The organism is Ohtaekwangia koreensis (genome assembly GCF_900167975.1).
Taxonomy (GTDB): domain Bacteria; phylum Bacteroidota; class Bacteroidia; order Cytophagales; family Cyclobacteriaceae; genus Ohtaekwangia; species Ohtaekwangia koreensis.
On the sequence record NZ_FUZU01000004.1, the window covers coordinates 312235 to 336980 of the forward strand.

13 protein-coding genes are annotated in these 24746 nt (G+C 43.0%); 4 read left to right on the plus strand and 9 right to left on the minus strand.

What is annotated here, in order from left to right; all coding sequences use genetic code 11:
- Nucleotides 1–38: 38 nt before the first annotated feature.
- Nucleotides 39–2432: a glycoside hydrolase family 127 protein gene (locus B5Y40_RS24690; protein ID WP_079689538.1), complete on the minus strand. Its 2394-nt coding sequence runs from the start codon at nucleotides 2430–2432 to the stop codon at nucleotides 39–41.
- Nucleotides 2433–2874: 442 nt separating this feature from the next.
- Between B5Y40_RS24690 and B5Y40_RS24695 the strand changes: the two genes are divergently transcribed.
- Entirely contained in the window at nucleotides 2875–3372 is a 498-nt protein-coding gene (locus tag B5Y40_RS24695; protein ID WP_143785934.1) for a hypothetical protein, read from the plus strand.
- Between the two features lie 37 nt (nucleotides 3373–3409).
- Here B5Y40_RS24695 and B5Y40_RS29720 read toward each other — a convergent pair whose 3' ends face one another.
- From B5Y40_RS29720 to B5Y40_RS24725, 6 genes are all read right to left on the minus strand, one after another.
- On the minus strand, nucleotides 3410–4084 hold the full coding sequence (locus B5Y40_RS29720) for a response regulator transcription factor (protein WP_079689540.1): 675 nt from the start codon (nucleotides 4082–4084) through the stop codon (nucleotides 3410–3412).
- Nucleotides 4077–4448 (minus strand): response regulator, encoded by a 372-nt coding sequence (locus tag B5Y40_RS24705; protein WP_079689541.1) that lies wholly within the window; start codon nucleotides 4446–4448, stop codon nucleotides 4077–4079. The genes B5Y40_RS29720 and B5Y40_RS24705 overlap by 8 nt, the downstream gene beginning before the upstream one ends.
- A 2-nt stretch (nucleotides 4449–4450) precedes the next feature.
- Nucleotides 4451–7528, minus strand: a complete 3078-nt coding sequence (locus B5Y40_RS24710; protein WP_143785935.1) for a PAS domain S-box protein — start codon at nucleotides 7526–7528, stop codon at nucleotides 4451–4453.
- A 327-nt stretch (nucleotides 7529–7855) separates the two neighbouring features.
- The gene (locus B5Y40_RS24715) at nucleotides 7856–8494 is read right to left on the minus strand and encodes an NAD(P)-dependent oxidoreductase (protein WP_079689543.1); all 639 of its coding nucleotides are present in this window, start codon (nucleotides 8492–8494) and stop codon (nucleotides 7856–7858) included.
- A gap of 176 nt (nucleotides 8495–8670) precedes the next feature.
- Complete coding sequence (locus B5Y40_RS24720; RefSeq protein ID WP_079689544.1) at nucleotides 8671–13209, minus strand: T9SS type A sorting domain-containing protein; 4539 nt, start codon at nucleotides 13207–13209, stop codon at nucleotides 8671–8673.
- Between the two features lie 386 nt (nucleotides 13210–13595).
- Nucleotides 13596–14678, minus strand: a complete 1083-nt coding sequence (locus tag B5Y40_RS24725; RefSeq protein WP_245840766.1) for a bifunctional transcriptional activator/DNA repair enzyme AdaA — start codon at nucleotides 14676–14678, stop codon at nucleotides 13596–13598.
- Between the two features lie 150 nt (nucleotides 14679–14828).
- Between B5Y40_RS24725 and B5Y40_RS24730 the strand changes: the two genes are divergently transcribed.
- From B5Y40_RS24730 to B5Y40_RS24740, 3 genes are all read left to right on the plus strand, one after another.
- Nucleotides 14829–15590: a sensor histidine kinase gene (locus B5Y40_RS24730; protein WP_079689545.1), complete on the plus strand. Its 762-nt coding sequence runs from the start codon at nucleotides 14829–14831 to the stop codon at nucleotides 15588–15590.
- Nucleotides 15577–16275 (plus strand): LytR/AlgR family response regulator transcription factor, encoded by a 699-nt coding sequence (locus B5Y40_RS24735; protein WP_245840768.1) that lies wholly within the window; start codon nucleotides 15577–15579, stop codon nucleotides 16273–16275. Before B5Y40_RS24730 ends, B5Y40_RS24735 begins: the two co-directional genes overlap by 14 nt.
- Before the next feature lie 252 nt (nucleotides 16276–16527).
- Entirely contained in the window at nucleotides 16528–18798 is a 2271-nt protein-coding gene (locus B5Y40_RS24740; RefSeq protein ID WP_079690004.1) for a cation:proton antiporter domain-containing protein, read from the plus strand.
- A gap of 95 nt (nucleotides 18799–18893) precedes the next feature.
- Here B5Y40_RS24740 and B5Y40_RS30065 read toward each other — a convergent pair whose 3' ends face one another.
- Nucleotides 18894–21830 carry a DUF6055 domain-containing protein gene (locus B5Y40_RS30065; RefSeq protein WP_159453807.1) on the minus strand — a complete coding sequence of 979 codons (2937 nt, stop codon included), beginning with the start codon at nucleotides 21828–21830 and terminating at the stop codon, nucleotides 18894–18896.
- 286 nt (nucleotides 21831–22116) lie between these two features.
- Nucleotides 22117–24684: an alpha-L-arabinofuranosidase C-terminal domain-containing protein gene (locus B5Y40_RS24755; RefSeq protein WP_079689549.1), complete on the minus strand. Its 2568-nt coding sequence runs from the start codon at nucleotides 24682–24684 to the stop codon at nucleotides 22117–22119.
- Nucleotides 24685–24746 lie beyond the last annotated feature (62 nt).

Here is a 24746-nt window from a genome sequence, read left to right on the forward strand (position 1 = left end):
ATATATTCGTTTTCTTATCAGGATATATAGTTGGTAAATCAGTTTACAATCCATTCCATAATTCCTCCGGAATGATCCTTCATTGTTACTTCGAGGCGCAAGGCCTGCGTTGTTACCGGTTCAAAGGAGACTTCACTATACATATCTTTTTTTACATCATAAGCCGTTTTGTTCTTCACGGGTTTCCACGACTCACCATCTTTATACAGGAGTCGCCATCCTGCCGGTATACGACAACCTCCAAATGGTCCATCGTCAAACCAATATACTTTGGATGATGAAACGGAGGCTGGCTTCTCAAAATTATACTGTACCCATTGCACCGTATCTTTTAGCGGCCACCAGTGGTAGAAGACTATGGATTGATCAATGGAGCTCTTCCCTTCCATTTGATCGTTCAGCGCCATGAGTGTGCGCGTCTTGTGAGAAGCTTCTATTTTACTGGTAGACGCAATAGTTGGAGCTGGCAACGGTCTGGCTGCTCCCGCTATATCTGGGAGCCAAACCATCATTTCCCCGGCACCACGGTGTGCCCATGCGTAATAGGGAATCAATTTTACTTCTGTATCAGTCGTTTTTGTTTCCGTAGGCGAAACACGGGAAGCAGATTTTCCAGGCCCGTCAATTTCATATATACCTTTGAGCATATCCGGTTTGAAACTTCCCGTCAGGGATGCTGTAGCAGGAAGTACCAGGTTCAGTACGCGACTATCTTTACTATCGGGCCACTCTGCACAATATACCAGTGGACCACGTTGTATCGCTAACTTATCTTTATCAGCCTCTACCTTTGCATTGGCTGCGATTCTGCGAATCGGCATGGGAAGCTGTATATGGATGCGATCGCCTTTTTTCCATTTACGATTAAAAACTATATATCCTTGTTGCAAGGTTAATGCTACAGGCTTATCGTTCAGAAATACTTTGGGCTGCTCCTTATTTGCATCCTCAAATATATAGAGGTCGCTGGGTATAGGCTTGTTCACAGCCCATCCCGGTATACGGACGCGTACTTCAAACGCATCTGATTTTTCCGGGGTAACAGAAACCTGGATATCGCCATCCCATGGATAGTTCGTTTTTTGTTCCAGTGTAACAGTGTTGGCAGCAAGTTTAAATTTTGCTGTACTTTCAGCGAATAAATTTACATAGAGTGCTTTATCTTTTTGTGCATAGAAATATCCGCCCACTGAAGGAACAAAACGTGCTACGTTACCGGGGCAACATGCACAGGCAAACCAAGGGCTACGAGCATGTTGTCCGTGTGACTCCAATGGATTGGGATAAAAGAATTTATCACCTGTAAGCGACACCCCCGACAGAAAAGCATTATATAGGGTGCGCTCCAGTACATCATAATATTTAGCATCACCATGCATGAGAAATAAGCGGTGATTCCAGTATACATTTGCAATAGACGCACACGTCTCATTATATGCCGACATGTTCGGAAGTTCGTACGGTTTACCAAACGCCTCGCCATTGCCGGTGGCGCCTATCCCTCCCGTTACATATATCTTCTTTGACACAACATCTTCCCATATATCATCGATTGCTTTAATATAGGAAGGATCGTGTGTGAGCGCTGCTATGTCAGCCATGCCGGCATACATATAGGCAGCACGCACAGCATGTCCTACAGCTTCATGTTGGTCCACTACCTTGAGATGCGCCTGATTGTAATCATCTTTACCAGGCCCGCGTACATCGAGAAAAAACTTTCCGGCATCCAGGTATTTTTTATCACCAGTCTCCTGGTATAATTTGGCCATTGCTAATTCAATAATCTGGTGCCCGGGATAAATCTGTAATTTACCGGGACCAAAATCCGCACATACTCGGTCGGCAGCCTTGATCGCTATATTCAGAAAAGTCTTTTTACCAGTTGCATGATAGTGTGCTACCGCAGCTTCTATCAGGTGCCCTATATTATATAGCTCATGACTCAGGTCTTCCTCCATTTCCCAGCGTTTCTTACCGGCCCATTCGTGTGCACTGTCGCCCATGATGGTGCGGTTGGTATAGATATAGCCATCTGGTTCCTGTGCTTTGCCGATGAGGTCGATCAATGAATCAACTTTTTTCTCGAGTGCCGGATCGTTGAAGATCTGGAAAGAGTAGCATGCTCCTTCAATGATCTTGTAAACATCGGTATCATCAAATGTAAATTCAGTACAGAAAACGCCAGTCTTCAATCCTGCAGCGATCTCAAAATTTTTGATGCGCCCGGTCTCCTTGCATTTACCCAACGTGAAGGGAATGGTAACATCGTGATTCGTTTTAATGCGTGGTGCCCAAAAGTTATCCGACAATTTTACGGATGTAAACAGAATGGGATGAATGGGATAATCGCCATGCTGGGCATTGGCAGCAAAACCAGCGAGCCAGCATGCTACATAAAAACAGGAACGAAAAATTAAAGACTTTTTCATGATTTACTTTTGTTGAATGCTCAGCCAGTTTTATTGAATGTGTACATTCCGACCTATCACAAACATACAGGAATGCAAAGGAGAGTTTTTTGTCGATCTTATCTCTTGCTGGTAAAATATTAACATGGAACAGATCGCGATAAAATGATTTTTTTTTACAAAGCATGTCATCACCTTCACCTTTTCGGGAGCGCTATGCATCCTTGAAAAAGCAGATTGTCCTTTCAATTTGTTTTTTAACCATCCATACCAAAATCTGTTAAGTCGAGTGGGTGCTTGCATGATGAGGGCACTCAGAAACAATATTGAATAGCACCTTAATATAGCTAAATCATTTCTATTCTGATTGATCGGTTATATTGCATAGAGCAAGCCGAAGACAATCTTTGTTAGTAGATCGCTACTTTTGTGAACAGATTGTAACACCTATATTTATACCCAAATGACAACAAGCTCTATACCATTGCGAGTCCTGAAAAATACGTCCTTGATTTCATCGTTCATTTTCCTGACGATGATCATTGCCGGATGTACAAGCCATCCTAAAACACAACCTCTTTCTGATAACCCTAAAGTTGCCGACATGCAGTATACCGAAACCTTCCAGTTAAGTACCTGTGATAAAATCATTTTGGAATACTATAACAAAATGTCTGATAAGCCCAATGGCATTGCTCCTTTGAAAAAAGCTACGGTTGTAGCAAAAGATTCTATCGAAAAAATAATAACACTCCTTCGCGCGTTGCCCGATGAAGGCGACATGATGGTAAAGATGGGTGATATACCTATTTTGAATGTGACACTGGTATACCCTGACAAAAGTGTATTTTTTACTTACTATGAAAATTCAGTAAAGACACCGGCTACATCTTTTTATTCAGCACCACCAAAAGAAGAAAAAATTCTATTCGAATTGCTCATGGCGACTATCAATCCGTAGCTGGACCTGATACAAGCTATATTTGTATTCAGAGTACTCATTCCATAGGAATCAGTTTGTTTTTGATCGCGTACTTTACAAGCTCCGCTGTATTCTTTAACCCGAGCTTATCAAGTATATGTGTTTTGTGTGTATCTACAGTCTTCGTACTGATGAATAATTGATCAGCAACTTCTTTATTGCTTTTACCATTCGCGACCAGCGCCAGTACCTCACGTTCACGCTTTGTGAGATCGGTAACTTTAAAATGTTGCTCCGCCTGCAACGTGCTCTTCTCTTTTTTATAGAAGTCTTCAAAGACGAGACTGGTAATCGCTTCATTAAAATATTTACCGCCTTTATATACCGAGCGAATAGCATCCAGCAATATGTGGCGCTCAACATCTTTCGGTAAATATCCATCTATACCGGATTGAATTCCTGCGGTAACAAATTCTCTTTTTACTTCCATAGACAAGAGAATTATCTTAATCCGGTTATTGCGTTCTTTAATCCACCGTGTTGCTTCAATTCCCGTCATGCCTTTCAACATGATATCCATCAGTATAACTTCCGGAGCGAGCGAACTAACTTTGTTAACAGCTTCTTCGCCACTGGAGAGTGCACCTACTACTTGAATATCATCAACTTGTTTGAGCATGATAGCCACTGCATCACGTACCAACGTATGATCATCAACGAGCAACACTTTTATGCGTTCAGTCTTATTCATTGGTCAGCATTCTAAATATGGAATCCATCAGATAATCATCATCAAAAGGTTTTGTGAGCAACAGATCTGCACCGGCTTCCTTTCCGGCCTGCGAGCTTTCTTCACTTGCGTCTGCTGTCAATACAATTATAGGTATAGCGCGATACCGTTCATCAGACCTCACATTACGAATGAAAGAAAGACCATCCATCTCCGGCATTAACAGGTCGGTAATGATCATGTTCGGTATTTCTGTCGTCATCATGTTCAGCGCCACTATACCATTCTTCGCAATCTTTACTTTGAAGTCTTCCATCTCCAGCATATCAGCTATACTTTCCGCTAATAGTTTTGTATCTTCTACAATCAGAATATAGTTTTTCATGTTCAGCCAACCGGTATCATCACTGTAAAAACTGTGCCTTCACCAGAATTGCTGGACACCGAAATTTTTCCTCCCACTAAATCAACAGCTTTTTTAACGATTGACAATCCAAGTCCTGTTCCCTGTATCGTTGAAACATTTGCACCCCGGTGGAAGGGATCAAAAATTTTTGGAAGCTCTGCTTCCGGAATACCAACGCCCTGGTCGCGCACGGTAACAATCAACATTTCTCCTTCCTGGCGTCCTTCTAAAAAAATGTCTTCTTTTCCCGGTGAGAATTTGATAGCGTTGCTCAACAGATTTATAAAAATATTACGAAGTAAATCTTCATCTGTCTCAATTTCACTTTGCTTCAGGTCCAACGTCCGATGAATAGTATGCGAGCGTTTAAAGATGTTCTCGACTTCATGCTGTATACCTTCCAGAAAGGTACTGAAATTTACCTTTCGTTTCGATATCTGAATTTTACTTTCTTCCGTTCGCCCCAACGTGAGCACCTCTTCCAACATATGTGTCATGTGATCGACTTGTTGCTGTACAACTTTGATCTTACTATCAATCGCTTCTGCATTCATGCGACCTTTATATCGCTTGATGTGATTGACGGATAGCCTTATCGTTGCAAGGGGCGTACGAAACTCGTGAGAGACCATCGATGCGAACCTGCTTTTTAAAGTTACCAGTTCCTTTTCTTTTTCCAACGCTTCTTCCAATTTATGCGTCCGTTCTTTTACTTTGTCTTCAAGTGACTGACGATACTGTGTTAGCTCTGTTATATCTTGTCCAACGGCTATGAGTCCAATAGTTTCTCCTGAAGAATTTCTTCTCGGAGTTGCACTGAGCAGCAAAATAATTTTATTACCTGCGCGATTTACAATGGCAAATTCATAATGACTTACAGGATACCCCTGCAACACCGATCTGAGCAACAGGTCAGTATCTTTCCACTCGTCCGGATGAACCAACAGCTCCATTATTTTTTTACCAAGAGCATGCTCCTTCGTATAGCCAGTAACAGAAATAGCAAGTTTATTCCATTCATTTATCTGCCCGTTTCCATCAATTCCTAAAATTACTGCATTCGCATTTTCAATTAACTCGGATAACTCTTTGGCACTCGCTATAATTTTACGTTCATATTCTTTATGAATGGTTACATCTGTTTCAACAGATATAAATTTGGACAACTTGCCGCGTTGATCGAATACCGGATTTATACTCATCTTCAACCAGAATTTTCGGCCATCCTTGCTATAGTTCAGCACTTCTTCGGTAACCGGTACGCAGGCATCCAGTTTCTGACGAATACGATCGAGCGTTGTACGATCTGTCTCCGGTCCCTGCAATATCTCTTTCGGTTTACGTCCAACAATTTCGTTTAATCTATAGCCTGTCAGTTTTTCAAAACTTTCATTTACCCATTCAATTTTCTCTTCAGCATCGGTGATAATTACCAGGCTGTCCGTTGCACTGGCCACCATGGAGAGACGTCTGATCTCGTTGTTGGCTCTCGTGAGAATATCAATATCCTGCATGGCACCAATCATGCGAACAGGTTTTCCTTCGCGATACAAAATATAGCCACGGTTGAAAACATATTTATAAGTACCATTTGCACAACGGAATCTATAGGTAGCAGTCATGTTTGTATCGCCTTTCATAATATAGGACGAAAGTTCATCGATGACGCGCTGTTGATCGTCTTCGTGTATATTTTCGATCCACCAGTTGCCGGTATATACACGCATCTCTTTGCCATATCCGAAAATAGCCTCGAGCCCGTGATTCCAGATCACTATATCATCTACCAGGTTCCAATCCCACACGGCATCATTCGTAGCGCGCGAGAGCATTTCGTACTGCTCATTCATGGCCTGGATATTTCGCTCAGTTTGCTTGCGAAGGGTTATATCACGCGAGAAACATCCCACACCAATCACCTGGTTCTTTTCATTATATACCGGATTGAGTGTGACTTCGAAACATAATGGCTGGTCCGGCTGTAACCTGTTCTCTTCGTATTCCTCCGTGAAGTGTTCACCGGATAAAGCTCTTCGATAAAATTCCGACCACCTGATACGCATGTCTTCCTGCAAATCGGAAAAAAGCAACGAGTCGCCAATCTGCACAGTGATGTTGTTGAATTGACGCACGGCTTCAAAGAACGTGTTATTTGCTTTTACCAATTTCAATTCATAATCCACAAGCCAGATCTGATCGGGTGAACTATTGATAAGGATATCAAGACTTCGCTCACTTTCGCGAAGTTTTTTTTCCGCCTCTACCCTGTCCGTTATATCATTTGCCGTGGAGATGATCATCGGGCCATTCTCCATTTCAACGATGTCCATGGAAAATAACACATCAATCACGCGATGTGTTTTGGTATATAGCTTGATCTCCTTATTTCTTACTTCCTCACCATTCTTAAGGTCCCGAACAAATTGATTACGGCTTGCACGATCCAGCCAGATGTTAAGATCATCAACATGTTTACCAATAACCTCCTCACGCGTATAGCCCAGCACTTTTAAAAAGATCTCATTTACTTCAATATAAATACCTTCAAAAGTGGAGAGCGCTAATGCAACTACCGGGTTGAAATGAAATAGCTTCGCGAACCGCTGCTCGGAAAGCTGCAGTGATCTATATGCACTTTTAAGTTTAATATAATTTTCATTGCGCTCAATCGAGTGGAGTATAGCACGCCTTAGTATGCGTTTGTCCAACTGATTTTTATTGATATAATTTTGAGCGCCTTCGCGAAGTACCTGGACAGCCATGGCCTCATCATCTTCTTGCGTAAGTACAACCACCGGACTTAAGGGATACGATTCATTGATCTGACGCAACATTTCAATGTCCGCTATATTTACCAGGTCTAGTCCAAACAATACTACATTCACGGAAGACTGTCCGACCGCAAATTCAACGGCTTGGGTAATCGAATTTTTAACAATCAATTCAGCACTCGAGTATTCTGTATCGTGCAATAGTTGCTGAATGAGTGTAACATCACTCGGATTATCCTCCACCAACAATATAGCAATGTCTTTATACATCGTTAAAATAAAATTCAAACAAACTCATTTCTATCAAGACAATCATGACGGCTTTTTTGCTAACTCGCCCCTACATGATGTGATTTCTAAAAGCACATTGAGATTAAGTACTTGAAGAAAAGGAATTTAAAAGCATTGTATCAACCAACACAAAACACAACAATGATTAATATAGTAATTTCTACAAACTAATCATTGTTGATTACGATTTGATTCAAACATTTCAGCCCAATGATAGAATGGTTCTGAATAATGGCAAGATATTACGCTCAACAACATCCACGTGATGCTAATAAGCACAAAAAAAGCAGTGAGCTATACCAGCTCACTGCCCGATGAGTTAACTTACTTGCCCGCTATAAAAGGCGATTTGCGCAGATAGCGTTGATCCGAAAGTTGTTGAACAAGAAATCGGGCTAATGCTGATGCACTTATTTTCTTTCCTGGACAATCGTGTAAATCGACTATAGGATTTTCTGCTTCCTCTGTTTGTTCTATGAATGGAAGCCGTACCATTGTCCAATCAACATTGCTTGCCTGCAGCAAGGAAAGTTCTTTTTGTTTATCAGCGATGATAGCCGGAAAGATCCATTTCATGATGCGGGAAGAAAGTCTTGTGCGAAAGCTCTTTTGATCGTAAGGCGCATCAATGCTCAAGCCGGTTACAACGATATACCTCGTGATGTGCTGCGCGTACATTGCCTGTATGATGTGCCCGGTTGCCTGGCTAAATATAGGAGCCTCCCCTTTCGACTGTCCCAATGTGCTGATTACAGCATGACAATTTTCGAGAAGTGTATGCACATCGGTATAGTTGCGCACATCGCCCTGTATTACTTCTGCCAATGGACTTGTTGTTGAAAATTTGTCAGGATTCCGTACAAGAACTTTGATGGTATATCCTTGTTCGAGTAAGTGCTTTACAAGGTATCGCCCTGCTTTACCTGTAGCACCTATAACAGCTATTTTTTGATTTTGCTTCATGTTGCTCTATATAAAATGGTAATGAAATTAGGATCGCTCTGTTTCGTTAGAACAAAGCGGGGGGCATCGTCAGAAAAGAATTTCTGCCCCTGATTAATACATTATGATTTTATATTAGAGCTTTTTGATAAGAACAAATATACAGCGGATCGGAAAAGATCCGCTGTATATAGCCATCATTTTTCGATTACCACTTTATGTACTGTGGTGCGGGCTTCCTGTTGAATCTCCAGTATATAAATCCCGGCAGCCAGTGAAGCGGTGTTAAGTATGAAATTTCCGTCCGTTTCCGTAAACGGAACCTTTAAGATATAGCCCATTTCGTTCCGGACTTTGATCGTAGCAATGCCAGCGCCATTAGACTCAATTCTTAAAAAGTCTGACGTGGGATTGGGATAAACACTCAATACGTTGTCAACGCTTTCAACGAAGCGCACTTTTGAATATGTACTCGTTCCGTCAAAATCAACTTGCTTAAGTTTGTAATATGAACTACCGGCAAACGGTGCGTTGTCTATATAGGTATAGTCTACGCGGTTTGCGGTGTTGCCTGCAGCTTTTACTTTCCCGATCGATTGAAAATATTTTCCATCTTTCGATCGCTCTATCTGAAAATAATCACTGTTGATTTCGCTGGCGGTAGACCATTTTAATTGGACATTGTTTTCACTGTCTTTTGCAGCGGTGAAACTCAGCAATACAACCGGTAAAGGGTTGGCCCCTGTTGACGATGAAAGTGCGAACGGACTGAAGGATGTTACAGCAGCACTGGTGATTATTGTGCCGGTAGTAGTATTTCCAGTAGTCCCTCCGTTGCCGTGATCTTTCCATCTGCCAAGACTCGCATCCCAACGGGCTACACGCAATGCACTGAGATCATTAACAATACCACTGTTCGTGTCCCAGCTAAGTGTAACATTTACGTTGGACGTTCCTCCTGTACGGTTCAGCGTCCAATATTCCCCACCGCTTACGTGATCAATGGAAGCATCACGTTGTGAGTTCGGATAGATCACCGTGGGGTTCGAATAAAAATATTGTGCAGTAAAGTGATCGGTAGTCAAAGAAGGCGCAGACATAGAGATGGGACGATAAACACCGTTATCTCCTACCGGGAATGTAAAGGCCGTGTTGCCAATTTTCTTTATATCACCATCTACATGGCTTGCATTGCTTGCTCCTGTTACGCTCGCTCCATTCAGAATCTCAAGTATACCATTCTGAAAAAGGATTCCATTCGTAAGCGTTAACACGTTGCGCACCTGCTGTGTACCGGAAGATATAGTAATGTTATTGGTTTTGTTGATCACCAGGTTATGGAATGTTTGGGTAGCAGCACCGCTGATCGTACTGGAAGCATTTGTACCAATGAATTCAACGGTACCACTATTGGCTGTGAAGCCTCCGTTGTTTTGCCAGCTTCCATATACCTGTAAATTCAGAGTTGTACTGGTGGCGAGGGTTGCTGCCGGTATTGCACTGTTATATGTCCCTACTGCTACAGCACTATTGATTGTGATGTTGCGGCATACTGCACCCGAGGTTGCAATCACCGGCATACTGATTGGCCCTGCTGAAGGAATCAAAACATCGGTCGTAGTAGTTGGTACTGAGCCACACCAGTTACTGGCGGTAAACCAATCTGTACTGGTGGCTCCTATCCACACCGACTGTGATGCAGGTTGTGTTACAGGAACAAATTGTACGTTGAGATAAGCGGTACCACCACCCTGAAGCAATCTTAATTCAACGGTTGAACTGGTATATAAAGCACCTGTCCATATAGCCGTGTGGGTATCACAACATCCGTTGTGTTGTGCGACTTGCGTGCCGTTGATCAATAATGTAAAGTTATCATCGTGAGCCGGTATATTGATCTGGTATATACCACATGTAAAACCTGTTCGTTTAAAGCTCAGTGTATAATTTGATACACCCAACGCACATCCCTGGTACGCTGTTCCATTGGTTGCATTGGCTGTAGAGGGTGCGGCATTGTTAGCCCAACGCGTAGTCGTGTTAAAATCATAACCACTCGCTCCGGAACCATTCTCGGTATAGTATCCCGAATAGTTTGTTCCGATCACGGTAGAATTAAATGCATATACATTCCATGTACCGGTTGGAAATGTAGTGATTGCCGGCAACGGGTTGATGGTAATAGTAACCGGAGCATCTTTTGTATTACAGTTATTACTTCCGGTTACAGTATAGGTTGTTGTTACTGTAGGGCTTGCTGTAACCTGGAATCCTGATGTAGAACTTAATCCTCCGGAAGCTCCTGTGTTGGCAGACCATGTATAGCTACTCGCACCACTCGCTGTTAATGTAAACGGAGTACCAGGACAATATGTAGAACCGGTTGTAGGTGTTACGGTAGTGTTTGACAGCGGATCGATCGTAACCGGCACGCTTGTAGTAGCAGTACATCCGGTTTTGGCGGCATCGGTCACCGTGGCTATATATGAGTCTGACACCACCGGACTTACCACCGTGGTGGCGTTATTAGGTGAAGCGACTGTACCATTGTTTGCTGCGTTACTCGGTGCCCAGCTATAGGTAGCTCCGGTAATCGCCGATGTAGCTGTAAGCGTTGTACTCGTACCGGCACAAATTGTAACGGGTGTGTTAGCCGATACCGGTGTTGATGTTGATGGATTCATAGAGAATTGAAGGCTTCCCGGACCGGAATTGTTGATCAACCTTAACTCCACTGTAGTCGTTGGGCCTATAAATCCTGTCCACGCGTTGGTGTGCGCATCACAGCATCCGTTGTGTTGAAATACCTGGACACCATCTATATATAAGGTGATATTGTCATCATGTAATGGTAAATCGATCTGGTAATAACCACAGGCTATATTTGTACGCTTGAAGCTCATGGAGTAATATGTACTCGATACCGAGCATCCCGTATAGGCAGTGCCTGATGATGCATTCGCGACAGAAGGCCCTACACTGTTTGTCCAGCGACTGGTGGTATTGAAATTCAGATTGTTCTCTGTATAGTATCCATAATAGTTACTAAAGCCGGTGCCTTCATAGCAGTATATATTCCAGGCCCCGCTTCCGAAAGTACTTGGTGATGGCGCTGAACCTGGTGGTGTATTCTGCACCGTGATGAGGCGCGAAGCTGTTGATGTTGTACAGTTGTTACTTCCCGTAACGGTATAGGTAGTGGTTACTGATGGATTCGCTATAACTGTATTTCCGGTGGTTGTATTTAATCCGGCACTTGGAGACCATGTATAGCTGTTCGCACCGGATGCCGTTAATGTAACCGTTGTTACACCCGAACATATAGTAGATATCGATGGCGCCATGGTAGTAGTGGGTGAAGCGGCAACCGTGATCAATACACTGCTGGATACGGAGCAACTTGTTGTAGCATCAGTTCCTGTAACGGTATAGGTCGTTGTAGCGGTAGGTCTTGCTTCAACACTTGCACCGGTTGATGGTGTTAGTGTAGCGGTCGGTGCCCATGCATACGACAGGGTAACCGGAGACGAAACAGTTAAGGTCGTTGGTGTTCCCGAGCAAACGGTTGCCGGTGGCGACAACGTCAGTGGAATGGTGGATGTACTGAACTGCATCGACAAGAAACCATTTCCTGCTCCAACGTTTTGTACACGTGCTTCAACAGAAGATGAAGCCCCGAGAAAACCACTCCATACATTCGTGTGTGCGTCACAGCATCCAACATGCTGATATACTTGTACGCCATCAATGAAGAGTGTTACGTTATCATCGTGTGTAGGTATATCTATTTGGTAATAGCCGCAGGTAAAACTGCTTCGCTTGTATATAAAGGAATATGTACTGGCACTAGTGATAGGACATCCCTGATAAGCTTGTCCGGAAGTGTTATCAGCATTGGATGGACTCGTTGCTGCTGCCCACCGGTTTGCTGAATTAAAGGAGAGGTTATTCTCGGTATAGTATCCGTAGTAAGAAGTAAAGGACGTACCGGCATAGGCATATACATTCCACACACCGTTTCCGGAAACCGTAGGATCGCCACTCGGAGCAGCTATACTTAAGTCGGTTCCATTCGTAGCACTGGTAAGAGAAGGGTTTGATGAAACAATTCTGATTCTATAGGCACTTCCCGCAGGCGTACCTGCAGGTATAGTAGCACTGATCGTACCGGACGCAACCGAGGTATTGGTTCCGATCGTTACAGGACTTGCAAAGCTGCCGACAGCATCTGACAGTTGCGCAGTAAATGTATTTGCTGTGGGTGTATTTGTAAAATTACAGTTGGTGGTATACGTAATCGTAAAAGCTTGACCTTGACAAAATGCTGTGGGTGTAAAAGTAGGCGCTGCTAAAGTCAGTGCGTTGATCGTAAGGTTTGAACCGTTGTTACTACCGGTGATTGCAGGTGTTGAGCTTACAACCCTGATCCTATACGCAGTACCAGAGGCTTGTGTAAAAGGAATGGATGCTGTGATTGTACCGGCATTGGTAGCGGTGAGTGTTCCTATTGTTACGGGACTTGTAAAACTTCCGGTTGCATCTGATAGTTGGGCCGTAAAAACATTCCCTGCTGTAAATGAACCACTGATGGTATAGGCTACACTCACACTTGCTCCGGCACAAAACGGAGAGCCCGTAATAGCCGATGTGGTTATGGATTGAGAGAAAGCTGCCGAGGACAGCAATACAAACATCCATGCAGATACAACTCGTACTAAGATTAAAGCAGGTTTCATTTTGATTATAAGTTAAAACACCTTAACAAACAAAGCCCAATACCATACTGTATACTCATCAGCGTACCGATGAACTTACTTAGTAACCAATTTGCATTGAGAAACTGAAAGAATTGGCTTTACAGTCTTACATTAAAGGTACATCAAAAGAGTGCCTGATTTCATTTCAACGACAAAAAAAAGTATGAAACACCTCAAAAAACGCATTCAAACGATAATAAACGGGATAAGAGCACCTGTTCATTCCTCAGCCAGCTAAATAAAATTTGGGTCAGATTCCCATTTCGGATAACAAAAGCATGACGTTTATCTCAAATATGCCCTATACAACTACATCAATTTTATGAGTTATACTCCTATTTGGAACGAAACCTAGTCACCAATTTTTAAGATTTCGAATTGGCTTTCTCAAAATCAAGCAGCCATTTTTTGCGTGGGAGCCCACCGCCATAGCCGGTTAAGTTTCCATTTTCACCTATAACCCGATGGCAAGGTATAATGATCGAGATCCGGTTATGTCCGTTAGCAGAAGCCACAGCGCGAATAGCCGTAGCGATATTCATATCAGTCGCGAGTTTCTTGTATGATCGCGTTTCTCCGTAGGGTATACGTTGCAAATTGTTCCAAACATTTTGTTGAAAGGTTGTGCCCGGTGCATGCAACGTAACTGAAAAATCTTTACGCTCTCCATTGAAATATTCATTCATCTCTTTTTCCAATTGCACGAGATGTTTGTTTGTTCCGGGAAGTATAACAGCGTTCAATCGCTTACACAGATCTTTAAATTCTGTCTCCAGCATTTTGCGGTTTGTAAACTCTACCAGACATATACCTTGTGTAGTGGCACAGCCAAACATAGGACCCAATGGTGTGGTAAAGCGAATCAGATTAATGACTGTTTTTTCCTTTGACTGCGAAGGAGCTTTACCAAAAACAGATCTATACCCTTCACTAAAACCGCTTAAAGAATTATACCCACTGTCGAAAGCGGTATTCGTTACAGATTCTCCCACTGTAATTTTGTTAAACGCTGAATTTATTCGCAGCATTCGCTGATAAGCATGAAAGCTGAGGTTATGATGCTTCTTAAACCAACGCCTCACCTGGCTCGGTTCTATACCGCGCTGTCTCAAATCATAATCTTTGATTCGTATATAGGGATTGCTATTCAATTCTTCGATCAGGTCATGTATAGGCTTGGGAGCCGTGCTCGCCTGTTCCATGGGTTTGCAAATTTTACAAGGACGGAATCCATGTTCAATCGCTTCCTGTGGACTTTCATAGAAAACTACATTCTCAGCTTTTGGTTTGCGTGCCCTGCACGCTGGCCGGCAAAATATACCTGTTGTTTTCACGGCTGTAATAAAGACTCCTTCGAATGAAGGGTCTTCACGCAACATGGCATTATACTTATCCTGAAAAGATAATGCTTTTCTGGTATGAACCTTATTTACTATGCGTGGCATCATTTCTGAAACAGTAATTTAAATTAAATATGCAGCAAAGAAAAAAGAGCCTCCACAGACCAACAACCGAAAAGTTGACAAGTATTTTTTTATGTATCTGCGCAAAAATGCTTTCCATTGAAAAACACTAACTTTGATACAATTTAAACGTGCATGCAGGATATAGCCCTTTTTATACTCATTACAGCCCTGGTGATTATTGCGATACTGGGAGCCGTTATTATATACCTGTTGAGGCAACTTCGTAATGCAGATAAAACCAGAAATGATGTCCAGGCTAAATTTACCACCCTTGAAAATAAAGTAGACAGCCTGCAACTGGAAACGCTCGAATCGCGGCTCAATCCTCATCTCTTTAAAAATGTGTTGAACTCCATTCAATCGCATGCCTATCAAACGTATTTTGCATTAGATAAACTTGCCAACGTATTAGATTATATACTATATGAAAGCCGCAATCGGTTTGTAACGCCACAGGAAGAAATTGAATTTGCACTCAATCTCATCGAGATCAATAAAATAAAAGTAAGTCCGTTGTTTGAGTTAAAAGTGAAATCAAAGCTTGACGATGAAGATCCGCTATACACACAACGGATTATGGCGCCACTCATTTCAATCGACTTAATTGAAAACGCTTTTAAACATGCAGACTTGCAAAGTGCTGATGCCTTTATATCCATTGTATTCGAATTTAAAGACAGTACTTTTTCATTGACAGTTTCGAATAAGATCTCTAGCAAAACAGCACTGCGAAAAGAGAAAGGCGGCATTGGTTCCGAAACGTTAGAGCAACGTCTCAAATTAATTTACAAGAATAACTTCCGGTTAGACCGATTTAAAGAAGAAGATGTTTTTATTGCACACTTAAAGATCAACTTGCTTGAGCACAAAACTCAGATGCTTGCTACTCGATGACGAACTTCCAGGACTCACCTACCTGAAAATGCTTTGTGAGCAGATTCCTGAACTCGAAGTTGTAAAAGCTTTTAACAGTCCCGAAATATTTCTACAAGAAATTCCTTCCCTGGATTTCGATCTTTGCATTCTCGATATTGAAATGCCTGTCATGAATGGATTACACGTTGCTAATCTCTTGCAGGGCAAGCCTGTTATTTTTGTAACTGCCTATAAAGAATATGCAGCAGAAGCCTTTGACCTCGATGCCGTTGACTATGTACGCAAGCCTGTAAAGAAAGAGCGACTGCAACAAGCGGTACAAAAAGCCGTGAAGCGTATTGGTAAAATAAACACTGCTAAAAATTTCGTTCAGCTAAATACAGATAAAGGAAAAGCATTACTCTTCTTCGAACAGGTATGCTATATTAAAACATCCGAATCCGACAGTCGTGATAAAGCGGTACAACTTGTTGACGGCACTATACTTACCCTGAAAAATATATCGTTCGAAAAACTTCTTGAAGTTCTTCCTGCCGATCAGTTTTCACGCATTAACAAAAAAGAATTGGTCGCTATAAAATCTGTACATTTTTTTTCGCATGACGAAATCACCACCAACATTGTACAGCCTTCCGGCAAGCCTCTCGTTCTTTCCCTGAGCGAATCGTATCGACAGGAATTCATCAACAAGGTAAAAGAGTAGTTTCATTACATTTTTTTACGGGGTCACTACAATATCCGTCTCTTCTTTTACAAACGATGACTATCATTCATTGTATTGTTCATATTTGCACTCGCAAAGCGAAAAAGTATACGTGAAAATATCTTCTATTGAAGCGTTTCCTTTTCAGGATGCAGGTTGTTTATCAAGCAGCTCCGTTCTTTGGTACCACAGGTGGTAGCAATTATAGACATAAGGAGCGGTTTTGTTTTTTGGTTTCTCAAAGAAGAAAGAATGAAAAAGTTTAGAAATTTATTTTTTTACATTTTTATAATCGGAGGTTTCACCGCGTTGATGTATTGGATTGTGCTCTATGGCACTAAGCTTGAAGCGGGAAGAAATATAGTTTTACCGGTTTCCAATAATACACAGTGGCAGGAATTTGTTCTTTCGCTTTTGCATAACCTCAAGCATCCACTCGCTATACTATTAGCACAGATCGTTACCATCATTCTTGTATCACGACTGTTTGGATGGGTCTTCAAAAAAATAGGACAACCAACAGTTATAGGAGAGATCATTGCCGGTATAGCACTCGGACCTTCGCTGATGGGAATGTACTTTCCGGAATTTTCGGCCGCTTTATTCCCTGCACAATCTTTAGGTAATCTTCAGTTTTTAAGTCAGATCGGCTTGATCCTTTTCATGTTTGTTATAGGCATGGAGCTCGACCTGAAAGTATTGCGTAACAAAGCGCATGATGCATTGGTAGTGAGTCACACCAGCATTGTAATTCCATTTGCGCTCGGGTTAGGACTGGCATATTACATTTATCAATCTTTTGCGCCACCCAACGTTCAGTTCTCGTCTTTTGCATTGTTCATTGGCATCGCGATGAGCATCACAGCATTTCCTGTACTCGCCCGCATCGTGCAGGAAAGAGGTATCCATAAAACTCGTCTCGGCACCATCGTTATCACCTGCGCTGCTGCGGATGATATTACTGCCTGGTGCTTGCTCGCTGCCGTTATCGCCATTGTAAAAGCCGGTACATTTGTAAGCGCGCTGTATATAATTCTACTAGCCGGTGTATATGTGTTTATCATGTTGAAAGTAGTGCGCCCGTTCCTCAAGCGGGTAGGTGATCTTCACTCATCACGCGAGAATCTGAGCAAATCTGTAGTCGCTATATTCTTCCTCACGCTGTTATTATCTTCTTATGCTTCAGAAGTAATTGGTATACATGCATTATTCGGAGCTTTCATGGCCGGTGTGATCATGCCGGAAAACATGAAGTTTAAAAATATATTTATTGAAAAAGTAGAAGATGTTGCACTCGTGTTGCTCTTGCCTTTATTCTTTGTCTTTACAGGATTACGTACACAGATCGGACTTCTGAACGATCCATACCTCTGGAAGATTACAGCACTTATTATTACAGTTGCTGTAGTCGGTAAATTTGCCGGAAGTGCTCTGCCTGCAAAGTTTGTAGGACAAAGCTGGAAAGATAGTTTGATGATCGGTGCCCTGATGAATACACGTGGCCTGATGGAACTCGTAGTGCTAAATATAGGATATGATCTTGGTGTGCTCACACCGCAGGTCTTTGCAATGATGGTGATCATGGCACTCGTTACTACCTTCATGACAGGGCCCGTACTGGATCTCATCAATAAGATATTCAAATCGAAAGAGGATGCTATACCGAAGGAAATAAGCAGTAACGGTAAGTATAAAATTCTGATCTCCTTTGGAAATCCTGAACGTGGACGATCCTTATTACGACTGGCAAACAGTTTCACAAAAAAACTGAATGGAAATGCAGCGATTACTGCGCTTCACCTCTCTCCTACCAATGAGCTTCACTCTTTTAACCTGGAAGAATACGAACAGGAAAGTTTTGCACCGGTTATTGACGAGTCAAAACATCTGAATCAAAAAATTACAACCTTGTTCAAAGCATCCAATGATATAGATGAAGACATCACGGAAGTAGCCAATAAAGGTGATTATGATTTACTTCTCGTGGGCTTAGGACAGTCCATTTACGAAGGAAGCTTACTCGGCAAAGTTCTTGGATTTACAACGCGCATTATCAGTCCCGACCGTTTGATCAATACCGTTACCGGGAAGGAAAAGCTATTCGAACTTTCTCCATTCGATGAACGTACACGCGTAATCCTTTCAAATAGCCACGTGCCAGTAGGTATACTGATCGATAAAAACTTTGAAAAAACGGATCGCGTATTTATACCCGTTTTCCATGCTTCAGATGTATACCTGATCAAGTATGCGCAGAAACTTATTCACAATGCAGGATCACAAATCACGATCATCGATGCTGCTGGTGAGGTTAAAAACAATACGGAAATAAAAGAGGCAATCCGTGCTATAGAACAAAATGCTCCCAATCATATTACCATCGCAAGCGATAAAACAATCGAGAAAGAATTTCTCCAGACGCAGGATCTGATGCTGATCAGTTTCGACAGCTGGAAGAAGCTTATAGACTCGCGCAATGTATGGCTCAACAGTTCTCCTACTACGTTAATTATCAAATCTTAAAGTATAGATATATTCAGTAATCTATATTTATTCTATAATAAAAGGGTTGACCTCGAAAAAGGTCAACCCTTTTTTACGCTGTTAATCTATACTCGTTACTCTAACACAAGCATCTTTTGTATTAATACTCTCTTTGAATTCACCGCCTTCAGTATATATACTGATTCCTTCATTCCATAAGATGCAGTATTATATGTAGCCGTCCGCTTTAATTTGAGTTCATCGGTAAAGATCTCTTTCCCCGTAAGGTTCACTACCTGCAGTGTGATCTCCTCTTGCGGAGAAAATCCGCTTAACTCCACTGTGAAAGATCCTCTTACCGGATTTGGGTATACCTGTAATTTTGATTCATCTGTGGCTATACGAGCATCCGTATCCATCAATGTGACTGCCGATGCACTTGAAGCAATTGCCTCGAATGTAAAATGCTGATTGGTAGCACTTGTGCTACAGGTAAATTGCTGCACGTTGGCGTCATCCGCTGTACTCGCACTGGCTACACCAAGACATTTACCACTGGAACGTGATACAATCTGATAGTATCCACTGCCTATACTGACGAATGACCATTGCTGATTGTTACTACCGCTCCAGGTATACTGAATAATGTTCGCGCCATCGGCTGTAGCGTTACCCGTTACATCAAGAGCTTTACTCGTAGCATGTTGAGGAGTGAGTCTGAAATATGTTCCATTTGCTTCGGCCTTGAATTGCTGATGAGTTCCACTTTGATAGGTATACTGGGTAAGTTGCACGTTATTGCCGGTAGCGCCTGTTCCTCCGCGCATACAAAAACTCTTACCGCTGTGGCGGGCGGTGATCTTATATATACCTCCGACTACCGGACCTGTTCCTCCGGAGCTTGATGTAGTTACCGACAACGCTCCGCTGGCTGCCGATATATTTCCAGCTGCATCTTTCGCTTTTACAGTGAATGAATAGGTTGTGGAAGCAGTGAGTCCTGTTAGACCTACCGTTGTACCCGTCACGGTCTGCACAACGGTTCCGTTCTGCAGTACATCGTAACCGGTTACTGCTACATTATCCGTTGCGGCAGTCCAGCTCAGGGTAACACCCGTACTGGTAACATTCGAAGATGCAGGTGTACCGGGTGTAGACGGTGCTTGTGTATCTGCGGTTCCACCACATCCTATTGCTGTCCAACTCATTTGTGCATCAGTAAATTGCGTATAGGCCGCATTCACATCGGTGTTGGAAGCATCGCTCATACCCTTACCATCGCATTCAGCGCGACCGTTGTTTGGATGAGGAGTTTGCAAATATACTCCTGCAGTAGAGCAGCTTCCGAGCTCGGCATCTCCACCTACCACGACACCATTTCCATAGGTCGATCCCCAGGCCAATGCATTTCCTTTGATGATCGCATTGCCGGAAGCCGAACAATCATTTAAGATTGCACGCTCCTGTACTTGCACGGTGTTGGTATAGGTACCGCCAATCACATTTACATCACCGCTGAATACAACGCTACCGCTGGCAGTTACACGTTCCAGTCGTGCTGTACCCTCTACTCTGACATTGCCCGACAAGTTAGATGTACCTACCACCAGCGCTTTGGGTGCTACATACACCGATGACGCAACGGTAGCGGTATTGGCCACCCATCCGCCACCATTGGAATGCGTATGACCCGCATAGAGTGCCCGCACGTCATCCCGATATGTACTTTGATATCCTTCCGGAACTGCATTCTCAATGCGCAACTCATACGGATAACGTTTGATCTTTGGCCAGCCTGCTTCCCACAGATAGCTGGTATGTGTAGTAGGTGCTCCGACTACAACCAGGTATAGCTGGGTTTCATCCGCTGCTAATGTAAAGGTTGCTTCACCATCACTTGCATTCGACATCGTGCCATAGCGCACCGTGGTGCCATTTGCCTTTACCGCTACAAATCCCCAACGCCAACCGGCTGTGCTGTTCACTTCTGTATGACCTTTAAACTTTACATGAACAGTTTTACTGGCACAGGTAGTATAGAGCGGAATGATATTAAATCCATAGTCCTGTGGTGCCGAATGATCCGGAACGATATAGCGACCATTAGAAGCACTGACCTGGTTCAGCAAAGTATATACCCGCCACAGATAATGGTTCTCTCCTGCATTTGTCTTAAAGGTATTGCGTTGCGTTCGCATAGCACTTCCAAAACCTTGTGCCGGGTAATCGAATATTACTTCACGCTTCGCATAGTCATACATAAAATCATTGAGCTGTGTCTGGCTCCATCCACTCAATCGCCTGAACGTTACCACCGGATGTTCATTTGCTGCAGACTCCCGCCACATACGGTTCACCATGTTGGTACCACCATAGTTCTGCTGAATGTTCATCAGCCATTTAAAGGTTGTATAGTGATGGCGTGTAGAGCTCACGTGGTAACTACTGGTAGCTGTCCAGCGAGGCATATCATCAGCCGCGAACTGCGGAAACTCAACACAACGCATATAGTTTGCATGACACTCCCAGAACCAACCGGCAGGATCATACCCTACATATCCACCTCCGGTTGTATTCTCCTGGATGGAGATCTGCCCTTGCAGCGAGTGTGCAAATTCATGGCTCAACACATAGGCATCCCGTGTTGCATTGGGATGAACCCACATTGCGCCAATCGTATTATCGTATGATCCGCCAAATGCCCAACCAGTCGGACCGTTCGCTCCGTTATAGGTGTCATTCATTACGATAATGATTTTATACTGTCCAAGTTGTTTTGTGGATGCGTTGGAGACAAATCCGATCTCCGTTACAAACTTTGCAAAACTTGCTTCGAGGTAACCTGCTACGACAGCCGGATCGAAACGTAGGTTCACATCCGAGTAGGTCGCTGGATTCGTTCCTACTTTATTTCCCCAGAAGATACAAAAGTTAGCAGATTGATATGTTTTGCTCCAGGACCATTCGTTCCAGGGCGCCTCACTGAACTGGGTTGGTATATATACAGTTTTTTGCGCGTATGACAGTGAGAATGCCAGCAGTAGCATTCCTATTAATAAAGTTTTTTTCATAGGCATTGATTTGACCGAGTGATAATACTATTAAGTCAACTACGATACAGATTGTACACATCATGATAAACCAAGGCATCCCGTAAACTATATATTTGAGAATCCTGGCCTTGTACAGCGATAAAAAACGACCACGGAGTTTCAGAGACGTTACCTTGATTTTTCGGCATCAACATTCCAGTCGCTTCTTCAAGCGTTGATACCTTTTGCTGCATAGGCGTATGATTAAAATGAAACTAACTTCCGAGCGGAAATTTCAATCGCCTCTATCTTTTTGAATACTATCTCATGGATTCTGCTTTATCCGCAATATTGTAACAGACCATGGCTGAAATGAATAATCAAAATCATTTTTATATCCTGTAAAATTTCGTTCTATCGGAGTATATTTAACCGGTGCCTCCATTGTATTCTCATCTTCCGGCTTTTCACTCGACAGCGTTATCGTCTTACCAATCGCGACAGGATTACTTCCTTTTAATTCAATGCGTGTGGTATACTCTTCGTTGCTGGCATTGACAACTTTTACAACGATCTCTCCGGTCTTTTCATCCAGGCCGGCAATACTAAAAAATCTGCGTGGCTCTTTATATACCATTACTTGCTTTCCATCCAGGTAACACTCTATACTCGAATGATTCACTCTGATCTCGATATCGTACCAGCGATTTGTTTCAATAGGATTTTCAAGTCTTACCGGTTGTGTCACCATAGCATCTGTACCATTGGTAACCATTTCAAATGCACTCACAGCATTCCACCACGCACCTATATGTGCGCGCAGGTAATTATTGTTATCCTGAATGGCAATAGGAATCATGAAGGCGTTCGGGCCACCGGTTTTACGTGCTTTCAATTTCAAGGTATATATATCAAATGAGCGATCGCTTAATATAGCCATCGGCCACGCACCTTCTGTTGTTTGAGCAAGCGCCTGATCATTTACCTTCCAGTCCCCTCCTTCCGTCCTCCACTCATTTCTGTGGTTTACAAAATCCGAAGTATATACTAATTTATTATTCTGCAGTACCTGTACATCTTTAAATTCCGCATAGGTATCCCATGTACTTAATCCGATTTTACCAGTATAAAGAGGTACCTTGGATCCTTCTGTTTCCGCAAGTTTCAGATCTGTTTTCAAATTAACGGATGCCCGGTTCTCATTCATCATCTTTATAGTGTAGTATGATATTCTCGCAAAACTTTTTGCATTGTCAAACCGGATGAGGTTTACCGGCCAGTCGGTATCATTTATATTCTCGAGCAACGGAGCGTAGCTACTCATGGTAATTAGATCGGCATTGCGCTCCATTCCCAAAATGAAGGTAGCATCGTTTAATGCCGCCATCATGTTTCCACTGCCCACACCACTGTTGCACGCATACTCGCCTACATATAACTTCCAGTCTTTCCGTTCATATTTATCATACCAGTCATGATAGATCATGGGCCAGTATACACCTTTGTAGGCATGCTCATCGGCTATGTCCATTTTTGAAATAGCATTTACCGTAGGCTTATGAAGATGCGCTATACCCATGGCAGCCATTACTTCCAGCTGCGGATACTTTTCCTTTATAGCCTTGTAGAAAATATTGAAGCGCTTCGCATATCGTTCGCCTACTTGTTCATTGCCAACTTCTATATACTTTAATGGAAATGGTGCCGGATGACCATTCTGAGCGCGAACCGCTCCCCATTTGGAACTCACAGGACCAATGGCGTATTCTATACCATCGAGTATATCTGCAATGATACCAGGAATTTTTTCATCTGGAGAATATACACCGGCACGCATCTCGCAGGAGACACCACAGTTAAATACATACATAGCGTCTGCACCGATGTCTTCACAGAACTGGAGGAATTCATGATACCCGATTCCATCCGAAGACCAATATCCCCACGGACTATACGTACCCGGACGCTCCGTCAATGGTCCTAATGAGCGTTTCCAATTAGGAGCACTCTCGGTGCTGATGCCTTCTACAAAACAACCACCGGGCCAACGAATGAATGAAGGCTTGAGGTCTGCCAGATAGTTTGCAAGATCAACGCGCATTCCGTTAGGTCTATTCTTAAATGTTTTCACCGGGAACAACGACACAAAATCAATCCATACTGTACCGGGTGAATTTGTGGTCAGGTGAAATTTAGCGTTAGAATCACTGTCCGATGCTTTCAGTATACAGGTGTATTTCTTCCATGAAGAACTTTTCGCATCATCGAATGTATAGCTTGCCAGTGTTCGGCCATCATCAGCTTTCAGTGAGGCCGTGATGGGTCCGGAGAACTTCTTTGTGCGTATATAGTATGTGAGGTTATACGATTCTCCTTTGTCAACCCGGATTCCCCAGAAGCCATCGTTTACAACGGATACACTACCGGCCTTATCAGCAGCCTTGATGTCGAGTTGTAACGAATGAGGCGTTGCTGCGTGAAGCGGTTGTTTTGAAGATAACGAAACCTCAGCCTTTGCCTTTCCTGTCGTTTGAAGAGACCACGCTGGCCATTGGCCGATCGCTTCCCATTTCATTTTCCAATCGCTGACTGCGTTACTTGAAAAATGCGGTATACGCGGAGGTATAATCCAACCGGAGTCCAATGAACAGCCGGGTGGTATATTACTTTCCTCGAAGCCTCTGTTCTGAATGAGCTCTGCATACAGTCCACCTTCTCCCCCATGGCTGATCTCCTCAAAAAAGATCCCGTGAAGACTAGGCGAAATTTTTGCTCCTTTGTTATTGACATCGATGGTGAGTATTGCCCTTTGAGCAAAGGTTCTTATCTGCACCAACCACACCATCGCCAACCCCAAAATGTATACACCTGTATGCAACCCTATATTTCGCATCGTTATATTTCTATTTTTTCAGTGAGCCAGGCATGCCCTGGAAAAGAAGATTGCGGCAAGTG